Annotated in this window: 12 protein-coding genes; 5 read left to right on the top strand and 7 right to left on the bottom strand. The window is 70.8% G+C overall.

The window, feature by feature from the left end; genetic code table 11:
• Positions 1 to 21: 21 nt before the first annotated feature.
• Entirely contained in the window at positions 22 to 984 is a 963-nt protein-coding gene (locus tag ACZ7L6_RS02520; RefSeq protein WP_471920088.1) for a GlxA family transcriptional regulator, read from the bottom strand.
• Between the two features lie 472 nt (positions 985 to 1,456).
• Between ACZ7L6_RS02520 and ACZ7L6_RS02515 the strand changes: the two genes are divergently transcribed.
• The 4 genes from ACZ7L6_RS02515 to ACZ7L6_RS02500 all read left to right on the top strand — a co-directional run bounded on the left by ACZ7L6_RS02515 (position 1,457) and on the right by ACZ7L6_RS02500 (position 6,030).
• Entirely contained in the window at positions 1,457 to 1,588 is a 132-nt protein-coding gene (locus ACZ7L6_RS02515; protein ID WP_252100555.1) for an LPFR motif small protein, read from the top strand.
• 103 nt (positions 1,589 to 1,691) lie between these two features.
• Positions 1,692 to 4,064, top strand: coding sequence for a Tex family protein (locus tag ACZ7L6_RS02510; protein ID WP_471920087.1), 2,373 nt, complete (start codon positions 1,692 to 1,694; stop codon positions 4,062 to 4,064).
• A 99-nt stretch (positions 4,065 to 4,163) separates the two neighbouring features.
• Positions 4,164 to 4,721, top strand: coding sequence for a putative glycolipid-binding domain-containing protein (locus tag ACZ7L6_RS02505; protein WP_471920086.1), 558 nt, complete (start codon positions 4,164 to 4,166; stop codon positions 4,719 to 4,721).
• 106 nt (positions 4,722 to 4,827) lie between these two features.
• The gene (locus tag ACZ7L6_RS02500; protein WP_471920085.1) at positions 4,828 to 6,030 is read left to right on the top strand and encodes a serine hydrolase domain-containing protein; all 1,203 of its coding nucleotides are present in this window, start codon (positions 4,828 to 4,830) and stop codon (positions 6,028 to 6,030) included.
• A gap of 38 nt (positions 6,031 to 6,068) precedes the next feature.
• Here the strand turns inward: ACZ7L6_RS02500 and ACZ7L6_RS02495 are convergent, their stop codons facing one another.
• The 4 genes from ACZ7L6_RS02495 to ACZ7L6_RS02480 all read right to left on the bottom strand — a co-directional run bounded on the left by ACZ7L6_RS02495 (position 6,069) and on the right by ACZ7L6_RS02480 (position 12,326).
• Complete coding sequence (locus ACZ7L6_RS02495; protein ID WP_471920084.1) at positions 6,069 to 7,709, bottom strand: ABC-F family ATP-binding cassette domain-containing protein; 1,641 nt, start codon at positions 7,707 to 7,709, stop codon at positions 6,069 to 6,071.
• A gap of 178 nt (positions 7,710 to 7,887) precedes the next feature.
• A complete protein-coding gene (locus ACZ7L6_RS02490) occupies positions 7,888 to 8,919 on the bottom strand; it encodes an oxidoreductase (RefSeq protein WP_471920083.1) in 1,032 nt (343 codons plus the stop codon).
• Positions 8,920 to 9,117: 198 nt separating this feature from the next.
• A complete protein-coding gene (locus ACZ7L6_RS02485; RefSeq protein WP_471920082.1) occupies positions 9,118 to 10,374 on the bottom strand; it encodes a M14 family metallopeptidase in 1,257 nt (418 codons plus the stop codon).
• On the bottom strand, positions 10,371 to 12,326 hold the full coding sequence (locus ACZ7L6_RS02480) for a Xaa-Pro dipeptidyl-peptidase (protein ID WP_471920081.1): 1,956 nt from the start codon (positions 12,324 to 12,326) through the stop codon (positions 10,371 to 10,373). The genes ACZ7L6_RS02485 and ACZ7L6_RS02480 overlap by 4 nt, the downstream gene beginning before the upstream one ends.
• A 208-nt stretch (positions 12,327 to 12,534) precedes the next feature.
• Here ACZ7L6_RS02480 and ACZ7L6_RS02475 point away from each other — a divergent pair, with 208 nt between their 5' ends.
• Entirely contained in the window at positions 12,535 to 14,031 is a 1,497-nt protein-coding gene (locus ACZ7L6_RS02475) for a M1 family metallopeptidase (protein ID WP_471920080.1), read from the top strand.
• A gap of 112 nt (positions 14,032 to 14,143) precedes the next feature.
• Here the strand turns inward: ACZ7L6_RS02475 and ACZ7L6_RS02470 are convergent, their stop codons facing one another.
• Positions 14,144 to 15,049 carry a PfkB family carbohydrate kinase gene (locus tag ACZ7L6_RS02470; protein WP_471920079.1) on the bottom strand — a complete coding sequence of 302 codons (906 nt, stop codon included), beginning with the start codon at positions 15,047 to 15,049 and terminating at the stop codon, positions 14,144 to 14,146.
• A complete protein-coding gene (locus ACZ7L6_RS02465; protein WP_471920078.1) occupies positions 15,046 to 15,534 on the bottom strand; it encodes a macro domain-containing protein in 489 nt (162 codons plus the stop codon). Before ACZ7L6_RS02465 ends, ACZ7L6_RS02470 begins: the two co-directional genes overlap by 4 nt.
• Positions 15,535 to 15,581: the final 47 nt, after the last annotated feature.

The raw sequence follows: 15,581 nt of genomic DNA, 5'->3' as shown, positions 1-15,581 counted from the left end.
GGGCGGTCCGGTTGCGGGTGGTCAGTGGGCGGTGGGCGCCGGGCGGAACCGGCGCCGGTACTCGGCGGGGGCCGCGCCGAGGGTTCTGACGAAGGCGCGGCGCATCGCCTCCGGGGTGCCGTAGCCGCTGGCGCGGGAGATCTCCTCGACGCCGTCGCTCGTGTCCTCCAGGAGGCGGCGCGCGTGTTCGAGGCGGACCCGGTCGACGTATCGACCGGGTGTCATACCGGTCTCGGTCTGGAAGGCGCGGGCGAAGTGACGCGGGGAGAGGCTGGCGCGGGCGGCGAGCGCCTCGACCGTCAGGTCGGCGGCGGGGTGTTCGGTGATCCAGCGCTGGACCTCCCGGAGGGGCTCGCGCTGGGCGGTCTGGGCGGCGAGCTGGGCGCTGAACTGGGCCTGGTTGCCGGGCCGGCGCAGGAAGACGACCAGGTGGCGGGCTATCGCGAGGGCCACGTCCCGGCCCAGGTCCTCCTCGACCAGGGCGAGGGCGAGGTCGATGCCCGAGGTGACCCCGGCGGAGGTGGCGACATGTCCGTCGCGTACGTAGATGGGATCCGGGTCGACCTCGACGGCCGGGTTGTCGCGGGCGAGCTTGTCGCAGTAGGCCCAGTGGGTCGTGGCACGGCGGCCGTCGAGCAGGCCCGCCGCGGCGAGCAGGATGGCGCCGGTACAGACGGAGACCAGGCGGTCGGCGCGGGGGCCGTGCTCGCGCAGCCAGTCGGTGAGGCCGGGGTCGGGGTGGCGCGTGCCCTGGCCGCCGGGGACGACGAGGGTGTGCGGGTCGGGGGCGTCGGCGAGGGGCTCGTCCGGTACGACGGTCAGGCCGCCGGATGTGCGTACGGGACCGCCGTCGAGAGAGGCCGTACGGATGCGGTAGGTGCCCGGCGTGTGCTTCTCTGCGCCCGCGAAGACCTCCCACGGCCCGGTGACATCGAGGCTCTGCACGTCGTCGAAGAGTAGGAAGAGAACGGTTCGCTGCGCCATGCCACCGATTCTTCGGGGCGATTCGGATGGCGGCAATGACGAGCTCCCCACCTTTTCTGCCATGCCGTCGGCGTGTGGCGTCTCGGTCGGCGGTTCTCGCCCCCGCCGCCCCTACCCGTCCCATCCTCCAGGGGCTCTGCCCCTTCGACCCCGGTCCCTGGGGGCTGCCGCCCCCAGACCCCCGCTCCGGCCCTGAAAGGGCCCCGCCCTCAAACGCCGGACGGGCTGAAAGATGCCGCCCGGCGCTGAGAAGTGACCGCCAGCGGGTCGCGACCCAGCCACCGATCCGTAGGCGCTACGCGCACCCCCACCCCGCCCCTCCCACAGCTATCCCACGGCGCGCCCCCGCCCACCCTCAACCCGCATGCATCCCCCGCCGCACCCACGCCCACCTTCAACCCGCATGCTCTCCCCGAGCCGCGGTACCCGGGCCTCGACGTCAGCAGTAACCGACAGAGGAAAGGGGAACCACGTGTTCCGTGCAATCGCAGATGTATTGCGGCAGATCGGCGGCGCTATCGCCACCGTTGTGACCTTGCCGTTCCGGGCTCTCGCGCGGCTCTTCGGCGGTGCCTCGGGGAGTACCCGCAGCCGCAGGGCCTGATTCCGTCCCGCGCGACCCGGCCGGGTTGCCGCCCTGAGCCCCGGTTGTCGGTGCCACCTGCCACAATTGCCGCGCAACCTCAGTGAGAAAGCGGGACGGGATCGTGACGACACCCCTCGTAGGGTCCATCGAAGGCAGGATCGCCGCGGAGCTCGGCGTACGGGAGCGGCAGGTGAAGGCTGCCGTGGAGCTGCTGGACGGCGGTTCGACGGTGCCTTTCATCGCCCGCTACCGCAAGGAAGCCACCGAGATGCTCGACGACGCGCAGCTGCGCACGATCGAGGAGCGGCTGCGCTATCTGCGGGAGCTCGAGGAGCGGCGGACGGCGATCCTCGACTCGGTGCGCGAGCAGGGCAAGCTGACCGAGGAGTTGGAGGCTCAGATCCGCGGCGCCGAGACCAAGGCGCGGCTCGAGGACATCTACCTGCCGTACAAGCCGAAGCGCAGGACCAAGGCGCAGATCGCGCGGGAGGCGGGTCTCGAGCCCCTCGCCGATGGGCTGCTCGGCGACCCGGCCGTCGAGCCGCTGGCCGCTGCCGCCGCCTTCGTCGACGCGGACAAGGGCGTCGCCGACCCGCAGGCGGCCCTCGACGGCGCCCGGGCGATCCTCACCGAGCGCTTCTCGGAGGACGCCGACCTGATCGGCGAGCTGCGCGAGCGTATGTGGGTGCGCGGGCGGCTGGCCGCCAAGGTGCGGGAGGGCAAGGAGGAGGCGGGCGCGAAGTTCGCCGACTACTTCGACTTCGCGGAGCCGTTCACGGAGCTTCCCTCGCACCGGATCCTCGCCATGCTCCGCGGTGAGAAGGAAGAGGTTCTCGATCTCGTTCTGGAGCCGGAGGAGCCGACCGACGGGCCCTCGTCGTACGAGGGGATCGTCGCCGCCAAGTTCGGGATCGCCGACCGTGGGCGCCCCGCCGACAAGTGGCTGACGGACACGGTCCGCTGGGCCTGGCGGACGCGGATCCTGGTCCATCTCGGCATCGACCTACGGCTGCGTCTGCGGACCGCCGCCGAGGACGAGGCCGTGGGTGTCTTCGCGGCGAACCTGCGTGACCTGCTGCTCGCCGCCCCGGCCGGCACGCGCGCGACGCTGGGCCTGGACCCGGGCTTCCGTACGGGTGTGAAGGTCGCCGTCGTCGACGCCACCGGCAAGGTGGTGGCCACCGACGTGATCTACCCGCACGTCCCGGCCAACAAGTGGGACGAGGCCATCGCCAAGCTGGCGCGGCTGGCGAAGGAGCACGCGGTCGAGCTGGTCGCGATCGGCAACGGCACGGCGTCCCGCGAGACCGACAAGCTCGCCGGTGAACTGATCACCAAGCACCCGGAGTTGAAGCTCACCAAGGTGATGGTGTCCGAAGCCGGTGCCTCCGTGTACTCGGCCTCCGCCTTCGCCTCGCAGGAGCTGCCCGACATGGACGTGTCGCTGCGCGGCGCGGTGTCGATCGCCCGCCGGCTGCAGGACCCGCTGGCCGAGCTGGTGAAGATCGACCCGAAGTCGATCGGTGTCGGCCAGTACCAGCACGACCTGTCCGAGGTGAAGCTGTCGCGCTCGCTGGACGCGGTGGTGGAGGACTGTGTGAACGGCGTCGGCGTCGACGTCAACACCGCCTCCGCGCCCCTGCTCGCGCGCGTCTCCGGCATCACCTCCGGGCTCGCCGAGAACATCGTGTCCCACCGGGACGCCAACGGCCCGTTCACGTCCCGCTCGCAGCTCAAGAAGGTGGCGCGGCTCGGCCCGAAGGCGTACGAGCAGTGCGCGGGCTTCCTGCGCATCCGCGGCGGCGACGACCCCCTGGACGCCTCCAGCGTGCACCCCGAGGCGTATCCGGTCGTCCGGCGGATGGTGAAGACCACGGGCCAGGAGGTGGCCTCGCTCATCGGCAACACGGGCGTGCTGCGCTCGCTGAAGCCGCAGGAGTTCGTGGACGAGACGTTCGGTCTGCCGACCGTGACCGACATCCTCAAGGAGCTGGAGAAGCCCGGCCGCGACCCGCGTCCGGCCTTCAAGACGGCCACCTTCAAGGAGGGTGTCGAGAAGCTCTCCGACCTGGCGTCCGGGATGGTCCTGGAGGGCGTCGTGACGAACGTGGCGGCGTTCGGGGCGTTCGTGGACATCGGTGTTCACCAGGACGGTCTGGTGCACGTCTCCGCGATGTCCAAGACGTTCGTCAAGGACCCGCGGGACGTGGTGAAGCCCGGTGACATCGTCAAGGTGAAGGTCCTCGACGTCGACATCCCGCGCAAGCGGATCTCTCTCACGCTGCGGCTGGACGACGAAGCTGCCCCGCAGGGACAGCAGGGCGGTGGCGGCGGCGAGCGCAGGCAGCGAGGCGGGCGGCCCCCGCAGCAGCGGCAGGGGCGCGGCGGCGGTGGAGGCGGCGGCTCGCGCCAGGCGCCGCCTCCGGCCAACAGCGCGATGGCCGACGCACTGCGCCGCGCGGGACTGGTCGACCCGAAGCAGGGCAGGCGCTGAGCCGACGCGCAGGGCAGGCAGGCGCTGCCAGGACACGCGGGCCCGGGCTCTCCGGTACGACACGGAGGGTCCGGGCCTCGGCGCTCGTAGGGTGAGGTCATGCCGATGTCGCGTGTCATCACCTGGGAAGTGTCGGAGAGCCGGGGCATCGAGACCGCCTGGACCGAACTCGGCGGCGACGCCCTGCGGGCGCATGGGCGAGCGGTCGGGAGGACGCCGGAGCCGTACTGGATCTCGTACGACCTCGACACGGCCGACGGTTTCGTGACGCGCCGGCTGCAGGTCACCGCCGAGTCCGCGGACGGCGTGCGCACACTGGATCTACGGCACGACGGGGCGGGCCGGTGGACGGCGAACGGTGAGCGTCTGCCCGACGTCGACGGCGCCCTCGACTGCGATCTCGGCCTGTGCCCGCTCACCAACACGATGCCGGTGCTGCGGCACGGGCTCCATCTGACGCCCGGGGAACGGGAGTTCCTGATGGCGTGGGTGTCGGTCCCGGATCTGACCGTGCTGCCGTCGCGGCAGACGTACACGCATCTGGGGCGTGGCCGGATCCGCTTCGTCTCCGGCGACTTCCGCAGCGGCATCGAGTTCGACGACGACGGCTTCGTCGTCGACTACCCGGGGCTGGCGACCCGGTTCGGCCGAGCGTAGGGCGCGGCCCGTTGGGCCATGTGCAGTAGCACGAGCGGCTGTCCGGGTCCGGTCGGGACAGGGTGGACGCACCGCCAGCGTGTCCGCCGCCGCACAGGGAGAGCCGATGCCGATCTCGACCCCGCCCCGCCGTCGTTCGCCGCTGAGACCCCGACTGGGAACCGCCACCCTGATCGCGACCTGCCTGACCCTGATGGCCCCGGCCACCGCGGGCGCCGCCGCACCACCGGGGCCCGGGCCGGACACGTACGGCGTGCTTCAGCAGCAGCTCGCCGACCTGGTCCGCACGCCGGGCGGCCCGCCGGGTGTCATCGCCGTCCTCAGCGACGGCAGGGGCAGCCGGGTCGTGCGGGCCGGCGTCGCGGACCTGGCCACGGGCCGCAGACCCGAGGCCGGCGACCACATGCGCATCGCCAGCACGGCCAAGGCGTTCAGCGGCGCGGTGGCGCTGTCCCTCGTCGACCGCCACCGTCTGCGCCTCGACGACACTCTGCGCAAGCGGCTCCCGCGCCTGCCGAGGGCATGGGGCGCCGTGACACTGCGCCAGCTGCTCAACCACACCAGCGGTCTCCCCGACTTCTCGCGGTCCCCGGAGTTCGTGGAGACCCTCAGCGCCAACCCCCGGCGGCGTTTCGACTCCCGTCGGCTGCTCGACTTCGTCGCCGACCGGCCTCTGCTGTTCCGGCCCGGCTCCCGGTACCAGTACTCCAATTCCGACAACATCGCCGTGGCCCTGATGGCCGAAGCCGCGACCGGCATCCGGTACGAGCGTCTGCTGGAGGAACTGGTGTACCGGCCGCTGGGCCTGCGCCACACCAGCCTGCCGCAGGGCTACCGGATGCCCAGGCCCTACCTGCACGGCTACGACGTGAGCCCGCCCGAGCCGCCGGAGGACGTCAGCGAAGTCCTCAGCATGTCCGCCGTGTGGGCCTCGGGCGGCATCGTCTCCACGCCCGCCGACATGACCCGCTTCATCCGCGGCTACGCCGCGGGACGGTTGTACAGCCGCCACGTCGTACGGGAGCAGCGGCGCTGGATCCCCGGGGCGGCGTCCGAGCCCGCCGGGCCGGGGCGCAACGCCGCGGGGCTCGCCATCTTCCGGTACACGACCCGGTGCGGTGTGGTGCTGGGGCACACCGGCAACACCCTCGGCTACACCCAGCTGATCGCGGCCACGCCGGACGGCCGCCGGTCACTGACCTTCTCGGCCACCACCCAGATCAACCAGGCCGAGAAGCCCGAGCTGCTGCGGAAAATGCGTGTCGTGCAGGAGAACTTCGTCTGCGCGCTGCTGCGCAACCGGCGCTGACGCACACACCCTGACACAGGCGCCCTGACGCATGCGCCCTAGTGTTCCGTCACCTTGCCGTCGGCGACTTCCAGGCGGCGGGTGACGTGGACCGCGTCGAGCATGCGCCGGTCGTGGGTGACCAGGAGCAGTGTGCCCTCGTACGAGTCCAGGGCCGATTCCAGTTGCTCGATGGCCGGCAGGTCGAGGTGGTTGGTGGGCTCGTCCAGGACCAGGAGGTTGACGCCCCTGCCCTGGAGCAGGGCCAGGGCGGCGCGGGTGCGTTCGCCCGGGGAGAGGGTGGCGGCCGAACGCAGGACGTGGTCCCTCTTCAGGCCGAACTTGGCCAGGAGCGTGCGGACTTCCACCGGTTCCGTCTCCGGGATGGCGGCGCAGAAGGCGTCCAGCAGGGACTCCTCGCCGTGGAACAGCTTGCGGGCCTGGTCGACCTCGCCGATCAGCACGCCGGAGCCGAGCGCCGCCTGCCCCGCGGTCAGCGGGACGCGGCCCAGGAGAGCACCGAGCAGCGTCGACTTGCCCGCGCCGTTGGCGCCGGTGACCGCCACGCGGTCCGCCCAGTCGATCTGCAGGGACACCGGGCCGAGGGTGAAGTCGCCGCGTCGTACCTCGGCGTCCCGCAGGGTCGCGACCACGGCGCCCGAGCGGGGTGCCGACGCGATCTCCATGCGCAGTTCCCACTCCTTGCGGGGCTCCTCGACGACCTCCAGGCGTTCGATCATGCGCTGGGTCTGGCGGGCCTTCGCGGCCTGCTTCTCGCTGGCCTCGCTGCGGAACTTGCGGCCGATCTTGTCGTTGTCGTTGCTCGCCTTGCGCCGGGCGTTCTTGACGCCCTTGTCCATCCAGGAGCGCTGCATCTGGGCCCGGTCCTGGAGAGCGGCCTTCTTGTCGGCGTACTCCTCGTAGTCGTCGCGGGCGTGCCGGCGGGCCACCTCGCGCTCCTCCAGGTAGGCCTCGTAGCCGCCGCCGTAGAGGTTGATCTGCCGCTGGGCGAGATCGAGTTCGAGGACCTTGGTGACCGTGCGGGTGAGGAACTCGCGGTCGTGGCTGACGACGACGGTTCCGGCGCGCAGACCGCCGACGAAGCGTTCCAGGCGCTCCAGGCCGTCGAGGTCGAGGTCGTTCGTCGGCTCGTCGAGGAGGAAGACGTCGTAGCGGGACAGGAGGAGGGAGGCGAGGCCCGCGCGGGCCGCCTGACCGCCCGAAAGGGACGTCATCGGCTGGTCCAGGTCCACAGCCAGGCCCAGCGAGTCGGCGACCTCCTCCGCCCGCTCGTCGAGGTCGGCGCCGCCCAGCCCCAGCCAGCGCTCCAGGCTCGTCGCATACGCGTCGTCCGCGCCCGGCGCCCCGTCGACGAGGGCCTGCGTGGCCTCGTCCATCACCCGCTGCGCCTCGGCGACGCCGGTACGCCGGGCCAGAAACTCCCGCACCGTCTCGCCGGGCCGTCGCTCCGGCTCCTGCGGAAGATGCCCGACGGTCGCCGTGGGCGGCGACAGCCGCAGCTCACCCTCCTCCGGCGCGACCAGCCCGGCAAGCAGCCGGAGCAACGTGGACTTACCCGCCCCATTGGCCCCGACCAGGCCGATCACATCTCCGGGCGCGACGACGAGATCGAGCCCACTGAACAGGGAACGGTCGCCATGACCGGCGGCGAGGTTCTTGGCGACGAGGGTGGCAGTCACAGGGAGCGATCCTAATGGTCGGAACAGATCGGACGCGCCGGGATTACGGCACCCAAGATCGCCGGGGGCGGGCAACGCCCCTCAGGGGCGGTATCGATATGCGGCTCCGCCGCGTGGGCGCGACCAGCCACAACTCACCCGCGGACGCGATACGGCATATCGCGGCACCCACCTTCCGTCACGGCACTCCCAGCGGAGCGACCAGCACGCTCCCCGACGTCCGCGCCACCACGAACGACTCCCCCTTCACCGCCTTCGCATCCAGCGCGATGCGGTGCCGGCCCGGTTCCAGGATTCCGTCGAAGACCTCGTGGGTGTGGGTGCGGTACAGGCGGTCCAGGCGGTACGCCGTGAGGCGGACCCGGCAGGGCGAGGTGACCTCGACCCCCGCCTCGCCGTCAGCGGCCACCAGCCGGGTCAGCCGGCGCTGTTCGACCGGGCTGCGGTCCAGGGCATGTTCGATCTGCGCGACGAGCAGCGGCACGATCGGCGCGAGGCCGTCGACGTACGCCACGTCGGCTCCGGCGTCCGCGAAGGCGCGGCGTACGGCGGCGCGCTGCTCCTCACTGATCGCGCGGCCGAAGGCGACGGCGCCGTAGGTGCGCAGTTCGTCGGCGGGTACGTCGCCGACGTCATGGGTGATGTCGGCGCCGATGCCGATGGTGCGCAGGGCGGCGGCGAGCTTGGCGAGGAGGGCGACACGGGCGCCGATGAGGAGCACCCGGCGGCGGACGGTCGGTGTCTCGGCGTCGCCGTCGAGCAGGGAGCCGAGCGCCGCACGGTAGTCGGCGCCGCGGAAGCGGAAGGGACCGATGCCGTGGTAGCCGTTGAGCTCCAGATCGGCGTGTTCGTCGGTCTGCCAGGCGAAGTCCCGCCAGATGTAGTCGTCGCCCACCTTGTCGATGACGGCGGTGACGGCGCCGCAGGCGAGATCGGCGCACTCGGGGCAGCCGTAGATGACGTACCGGCCGCCTGGAAGCGGGGCTTCCGCCTCCAGGAGCAGGCTGCGGACCTGTGCGGTGAAGATGGCGGGCGGGACGTCGGAGGCGAGCGGGGAGACGGCGTCGAGGTCGGAGAGCTGGAACAGCAGCGGGCGTCCGTCGACGATGAAGTCCACGAAGTCCCGGTGCACCTGGTAGTCACCGTTGGCGAGGACGCCACCGGCACGCATCGCCGGTGCCAGGCCGAAGGTCGCGTACTCGGCAGACATGCGGTGAGTATTCCCGGCTCGGGACGTATATGAGCGCGGCATGACATATTCCGCTTACGTCCCGAGTTGGGAAACGAAACGGGTGGACGAGGGAACTGCCGCGATACGCCGTCAGTCGCCTGCGGCATCGTCGTGGCTCGTCGCGCAGTTCCCCGCGCCCCTTGTCGGCGCTGCAGCGCCGCTTGCTTCATCGATCCGCTAGCAATTCACCGGCTCACCCACCGTGATGTGGTACTGCGCCCGCTCGTCCAGGAGCAGCGGGACGAGGGCGCGCAGGGACTGGCGGAGCGGGACGTAGGTGCCGCGTGTCTTCACACCGTGCAGGGCGAGTTCGTCCTTCACGTCCGCGTACTGGTCGGTGGTGAGCCGGTAGCCGCAGGGCGGGTCCTGGATCACCTCGGTGGGTTCGGCCGGGTCGTTGTCGGCGCCGCCGACATGGACCGGGCCGGTGTCGGCGTAGCCCGCGAGCCGGGCGGCGCCGGTCGCCCTCTCCACCTGTCCGCGACGGGCGTCGGTGAAGTCGAACAGGCCTCCCAGCGCCGCGAGTTGAGAGTTCACCCGGCGGCGGTTGTTCAGGGCCTCGTCCGCCTTCTCCGCGTCCGTGAGCGGATCGACCCGGCTCTCGATCAGCAGGCCGACGGAGTGCTTGATGCCGGACATGTTCCGCAGGATGCGTTCCTGGCCGTCACCGGCGACCTGCCGGATCGGTTCGCCGGTGACCGGGTCGGTCCAGATGCCGTACGTGCCGGTCGAGTGACCGGCGCTCGTCGCGGCGGGGCGTACGTACGACTTGGACAGGGCCTGGGCCTCGTCGTGGACGTGCGCGTCCGTGTTGAGGTTGCGCGGCCACAGGTCGAACAGGTCCTTGTCGTAGTACGGCGGTGTGGCGCCGTACTCGTGCAAGTCGTAGACGATGTCCGGGCGTTGGTCGCGGATGACCGCGGCCATGGCGCGGCCCTCGGCGGTCTTGAGGGCGATGTGGTCGCGGTTGATGTCCACGCCGTCGCTGTTGCCGCGGGTGTCGGCGGCGCGGCCGTCGGGGTTGGCGGTGGGTACGACCAGCAGGGTGGTGCGCTCCAGGAAGCGCCGGGTCTGCCGGTCGTTCGCGTAGGCGAGGTCGCGGATGGTGGACAGGCATGCCTCCCGGCCGGAGGGTTCGTCGCCGTGCTGGCTGCAGACGAGGAGCACCTTGTTCGGGGCGGGGCCGGTGCCGATCCGGACGAGTTGGAGCGGGCGGCCCTGTTTCGTCGTCCCGATGCGGGCGACGGAGACCCGGTCGCTCGCCTTGTCGACGGCCGCGAGGAAGTCCTGCTCCTCGGCCTGCCCCGTCCATCTGGCGCCGTTCGACTCCTCGAAGCCGGTGCGGGGCGGGGAGTCGGCGGCGTGGGCGGGGACGGCCACGAGGGATGCGGCGAGGGCCGCCGCGGTCAGGGTGAGGGCTCGGGCGCGGGTCACTGGCCTCCCTTCGGGACGCGGGTCAGGGTGCGCGGGTGGGTCACGCCGTCAAGGGGGGTGGCCTCGGGCGTGGCGTACGCGGAGCCTGCGGTGGCGCGGGCGAACGCGGTGGCTCCACCGACCAGCGGGACCCGGGCCTTCGTACGGGACAGGTCGAGCGTCAGCGTGGGTGTGCCGGCCGGCGGGTCGATGAGGTCCTTGTCCGTACCCGCGATGATCAGCGCGAGACGGTGGCCGGACGGGACCACATGGTCGGTGGCGGCCAGGTCGAGCGTGATCGTGTAGGGCTTACCCGGGGTGAGCGGTACACCCTTCAGGTCGGAGGCGTAATTACCCAGGTCGGCCCATCCGCGGCTGACGACCGTGTAGTCGACGGCGGTGGTCTTGGCCTTCGTCTCCTTGAAGCAGGCGCTGTCGCCGGTGGTGCTGACGCCCCAGCAGGTGCGGTCGGTGAGCGTGGTGATGCCCTCGCCGCTCGTCGCGTAGTCACGGATGGTGTCGGGGCCGAGGTCCACGAGGACGGCGGAGAGGTGGGCCGTCGAGGTGGTCGGGGTCGCGGTGACGGTGACCTTCGAGGAGCCGGACAGGCGCAGGTCGCGGGTGAGCGGCTTGGTCACGAAGCCCGCCTTGTCGGGGGTGGGCCGGTCGATGTGGGCGGCCCAGTCGGTCTCGCTGTGCTGCGAGTCGTCGGTGAAGGTCTCGGTGCCGCTGCCCTTGCCCAGGCCGAGGGTGCCGACGCCCGCCTGGGTGCCCTTGGCCGGGCGCAGGGTGGTGGTGTCGGTGCCGCGCGCGGGCCAGACCTTGGAGGTGACCCACTGGTCGGGGTGGCGCTCGATGTCGGCCATCGGCTCGCGGTCGATGCCGTTGTCGTAGCCGAGGAGTTCGTGGTCGAACCAGCGGTGCAGGGTGTCGACCCATGCGGCGCGGCGGAAGTCGAACGGGTCGACGTGGCCGGTCTGGGAGAGCCAGATCTTGCGCTCGACGCCGTTCTTCGCCAGCGCGTCCCACCACTGACCGACGTGCTTCATGCGGACGTTGAGGTCCTGCATGCCGTGGATCAGGAAGACGCTGGCCTTGACCTTGCGGGCGTCCTTGACGTAGTCGCGCTCGGTCCACAGCGGCGTCCAGTCGCCGGTGCGCGGGGCGCCGTCGACGAGCATCTGCTGGACGGCGCCGCACTTGGCGCGTGCGTCGGGGCTGTCGACGTAGTTCGAGAGCCAGTCGGGGCCGGAGTCGTAGAGCGGGGCGCCCTGCTGGAAGTAGTAGTCGTACCAGGAGGAGATGGCGCTGATCGGCACGATGGTCTTCAGGCCCTCGACCCCGGTGGCCGCGACGCCGTTGGCGATGGTGCCGTCCCAGCTCTTGCCGATCATGCCGGTACGGCCGTTCGTCCACGTCGCTGAGGCCTTGGTGGTGCCGGTGCGGGTCGTGTACGCCTTGGCGCGGCCGTTGAGCCAGTCGACGACGGCCTTCGCGGAGAGGATGTCGGAGCGGCCACCGACGTCCACGCAGCCGTCGGAGCGGTTGGTGCCGGCGAGGTCGACGCCGACGAAGGCGTAGCCGCGGGGCACGAAGTAGTTGTCGTAGAACAGCGGCATCTGGACGACGTCGCCGTCCGCGTCGTACGTCTTCTTCTGGCTCTCGTTGCCGCGCCCGCAGCAGGAGTAGTACGGGCTGGCGTCCATGATGACGGGTACCTTGCGGCCCTGTCGGTCGAGTTCCCGGGGCCGGACGATGTCCACGGCGACGCGGTCGTTCTTTCCGTCGCGGTCGTGATCGAGCCCGGTGTCCACCCATACGGCCTCGCGGATGGCGTTCTCGTACGAGTAGATGGGTTCGCTCTCCCGCGGGGCGGCGTGCGCCGTGGCCGGTGAGAGGAAGGTGGCCATCAGGGCGGCGACGGCCGCTGTCGCGAGCGGTCTCCAGATCGTGAAGCGCATGCGTTTCGGCATGCGCGGACGGTACATCGATCAACTCCTGTGCAGAAGGGGGCGGCTGATGGCACGTGAGATCCCATGTGGCCGAAAGACGTCGCCCGGACGGGTCGGTTCATGTCGGCCGAATGGCGATCGTGTGACAGGGGTGGTCATGGACACATCGGAGACACAGGTGGTGAATAGGCTCCGGACAGACTTCGGGCCCCTACGACTTGGAGCTTTCGTGCACCGCAGAATCATGGCGCCGGGCGCACTCGCAGCCGCCACCCTGATGCTGGCGATCCCGGCATCGGCCGCGAGCAACTCCGTCGGCGCTCCGGGCATCGGCGACCCCTACTACCCGGCCTACGGCAACGGCGGATACGACGTCTCCCACTACGACCTCCGACTGAAGTACCAGCCGGCCACGGACGAGTTGGAGGGAACGGCGACCCTGCTGGCGAAGACCACGCAGGACCTGTCCCGCTTCAATCTGGACTTTCTGCTGGACGTCAGCGAGGTCCGGGTCAATGGCGTGAAGGCGTCGTTCGCGACGTCGGGCGAGCACGAGCTGGAGATCACGCCGAAGAGCCCGCTGGCCAAGGGCACGGCCGTCACCGTGGTCGTGCGCTACAAGGGTGTGCCGTCGTCGAAGGAGGCGTACGGCTTCAACGCGTGGCTGCGCACTCCGGACGGCGGGGTCGCCGCGGGTGAGCCCGAGGGGGCCTGGTGGTGGTTCCCGAGCAATGACCATCCGCTCGACAAGGCGACCTTCGACGTGTCGGTGCAGGTGCCGAGCGGCACGCAGTTCGTCTCCAACGGCACGCTGCAGTCGACGGTTTCGCGGGCCGGCTGGACCCGCTACAACTGGCGCTCCAACAAGCCGCAGGCCACGTACCTCGCCACGTTCGCGGCGGGCAGGTTCGACGTCACCACCGGGACGTCCGAGAGTGGAATTCCGGTCATCAACGCCTACAGCAAGGATCTCGGCGACAACGCCGGTTCGGCGCGGGCGAGCGTCGAGCGGACGGGCGAGGTCACCGACTGGCTGACCGAGTACTTCGGGCCGTACCCCTACAACGCGGTCGGCGGGTACGTGCCCAACACCCCGGCCGTCGGGTACGCGCTGGAGACCCAGACCCGGCCCTTCTACAGCCCCCGCCAGTTCGCGAGCGGGTCGAACGTCTCCGTCGTCGTCCATGAGCTGGCCCACCAGTGGTACGGCGACGACGTGTCGGTCAAGGGCTGGAAGGACATCTGGATCAACGAGGGCTTCGCGCGGTACGCGCAGTGGCTCTGGTCGGAGCACGAGGGTGAGGGGACGGCGCAGGAGATCGCCGACTACGTGTACGCCTCGCGCCCGGCCGGCGATGCGTTCTGGACGGTCCGGCCCGGGGATCCGGGGCCGGAGAACCAGTTCCACATCGCGGTCTACGACCGGGGCGCGCTGGCCCTGCAGGCGCTGCGCAACGAGATCGGGGACGAGGCGTTCTTCACGATCCTGAAGGGCTGGCCGCAGAAGTACGCGTACGGCAACGCGTCCGTGGCGGACTTCCAGCGGTACGCCGAGGAGGTGTCGGGGAAGCCGCTGGCGGCGCTCTTCGACACGTGGCTGTTCCAGCCGTCGAAGCCGGCGGGGTCTGCGGCGCGGGCGGCGTCGATCGCGAAGGTGTCCGGGGTTCCTGTGCAGCCGAAGTCGTGGAAGAAGATCGCTGCGACGAACGACGTCCACGACCGCTGAGGGGACTTGGAGCGCCTACGGATGTGCCGCGTCATGCCGTCTCGCGCGTGCGGGATCGTCGTGGTTTGTCGCGCCCCGCGGCGGAGCCGCATATTGATACAGCCCCGCGCCCCTATTGGGGCGTTGCAGTGCGCGTGATGAGTTCATCCCGGCCTATTGCGTCCGCCTCCGTCGACGGGATCGTGCAGGCGTGGGCGCCGGCCACCGTGCCGTACAGGGCGCATCGGCGCGGTGGTTCGCCGGTCAGTCTGCCGTAGAGGAAGGCGGCCGCGAAGGCGTCGCCCGCTCCGTTGGTGTCCACCACCGGGGCGGGCGGCGTCGCAGCCGGTATCCGAATGAGGTCGTCGTCGGCCAACAAGTACGCGCCCTCGGCGCCGGCTGTGGCCACGACCACCTGGGCCCGGCCCCGCTCGGCGATGCGGCGCATGGTCCGCTCGGGGTCGGTCAGGGCTGCTGTGGAGAGGAAGACGACGTCCGCCGCGTATGCGAACGGCTCGTGGTAGGGGTTCTCGCCGTCCCAGTTGTGCAGGTCGGTCGAGAGTGTCATCCCGGCCTCCCGCAGTGCGGGCAGGGCATGGACGCACGGCTGGGTGATGGAGACGTGGACATGACGGCTCGCCTCGGCGAGGGCGCGGACCGTCGGCTCCGGCAGCCGGTCCTCGGAGTGCGAGCGGCTCGTGTCGTACAGGGACAGACGCCGTCCGTCAGGGCCGACGAGATTGACCGCACGCTTGGTTCCGAGCGGCTGTGGCACGGCGGTGAGGCCGATGCCCCGGTCCCGGTGAAGGGCGCGGACGAGGTCGCCCTCCGGGTCGTCGCCGAGCATGTCGAGGTGGTGGGTGCGCAGGCCCAGCGCGCTCAGACCGACGGCCACGAAATCCCCGGTCTGCCCGGCGCGGGTGCGGATTCCGCTGTCGATCATGTAGCTGTCGGCGTACGGGAGCGGCAGCTCCGGCACGTACACGATGGTGTCCACCCCGGCACCGCCCAGCACGAGCACGTCGATGTCACGGCTCAACTCCCGCCCTCCCCATGGTCGTAGACGGCCACCTGAAGTCCGCGCCGGACGAGCCGCTCATTGATCAGCGGCTCGATCCGGGACCACTTACCGCCGGCCAACCCGCACCCTATTCGCGGCATGTGCACCGACGCACCGAGCTCGGCTGCCTTGTCGCCCAACCGCTCCAGTGCCGCGTCGATCGCCTCGTAGCGCACGGGCACACCCTTGCTGCCCGTGCGGATGCCGCGCTGCCCGACCATGTTGGCCACCCAGACGTACGGCTCGACCTGCACGAACTGGACGGCGCCCAGCCCGAAGTCGTTCGAGGCGCGCTCTCGGTGCCATGCGCGATAGGACTTCTCCGGTTGCGGCCAGCGGCGCGATATGGCCAGGACGAAGCCCTTCCCCCATCCCCCTATGTCATTGCAGACATGGGCGATCACCTTGACGCCCTTCACCGACGGAACGGTGGCGTCACCCCGGATGTAAGTGATCTCCGACATGACGCCACCGTAGACGCCGCCACTGACAGCGGCCTCTGCCTTTTCGG

The sequence above is a fragment of the Streptomyces sp. NPDC107522 genome, assembly GCF_055657525.1.
The sequence above is the reverse complement of the archived record's forward strand: the minus strand, read 5'-3'. Positions and strand labels throughout refer to the sequence as shown.

Bases quoted from the DNA above. Each gene is read 5' to 3' on its own strand.
- ACZ7L6_RS02480 (WP_471920081.1), bottom strand. From the start codon at position 12,326: ATGCCGAAACGCATGCGCTTCACGATCTGGAGACCGCTCGCGACAGCG.
- ACZ7L6_RS02500 (WP_471920085.1), top strand. From the start codon at position 4,828: ATGCCGATCTCGACCCCGCCCCGCCGTCGTTCGCCGCTGAGACCCCGA.
- ACZ7L6_RS02490 (WP_471920083.1), bottom strand. From the start codon at position 8,919: ATGTCTGCCGAGTACGCGACCTTCGGCCTGGCACCGGCGATGCGTGCC.
- ACZ7L6_RS02505 (WP_471920086.1), top strand. From the start codon at position 4,164: ATGCCGATGTCGCGTGTCATCACCTGGGAAGTGTCGGAGAGCCGGGGC.
- ACZ7L6_RS02520 (WP_471920088.1), bottom strand. From the start codon at position 984: ATGGCGCAGCGAACCGTTCTCTTCCTACTCTTCGACGACGTGCAGAGC.
- ACZ7L6_RS02465 (WP_471920078.1), bottom strand. From the start codon at position 15,534: ATGTCGGAGATCACTTACATCCGGGGTGACGCCACCGTTCCGTCGGTG.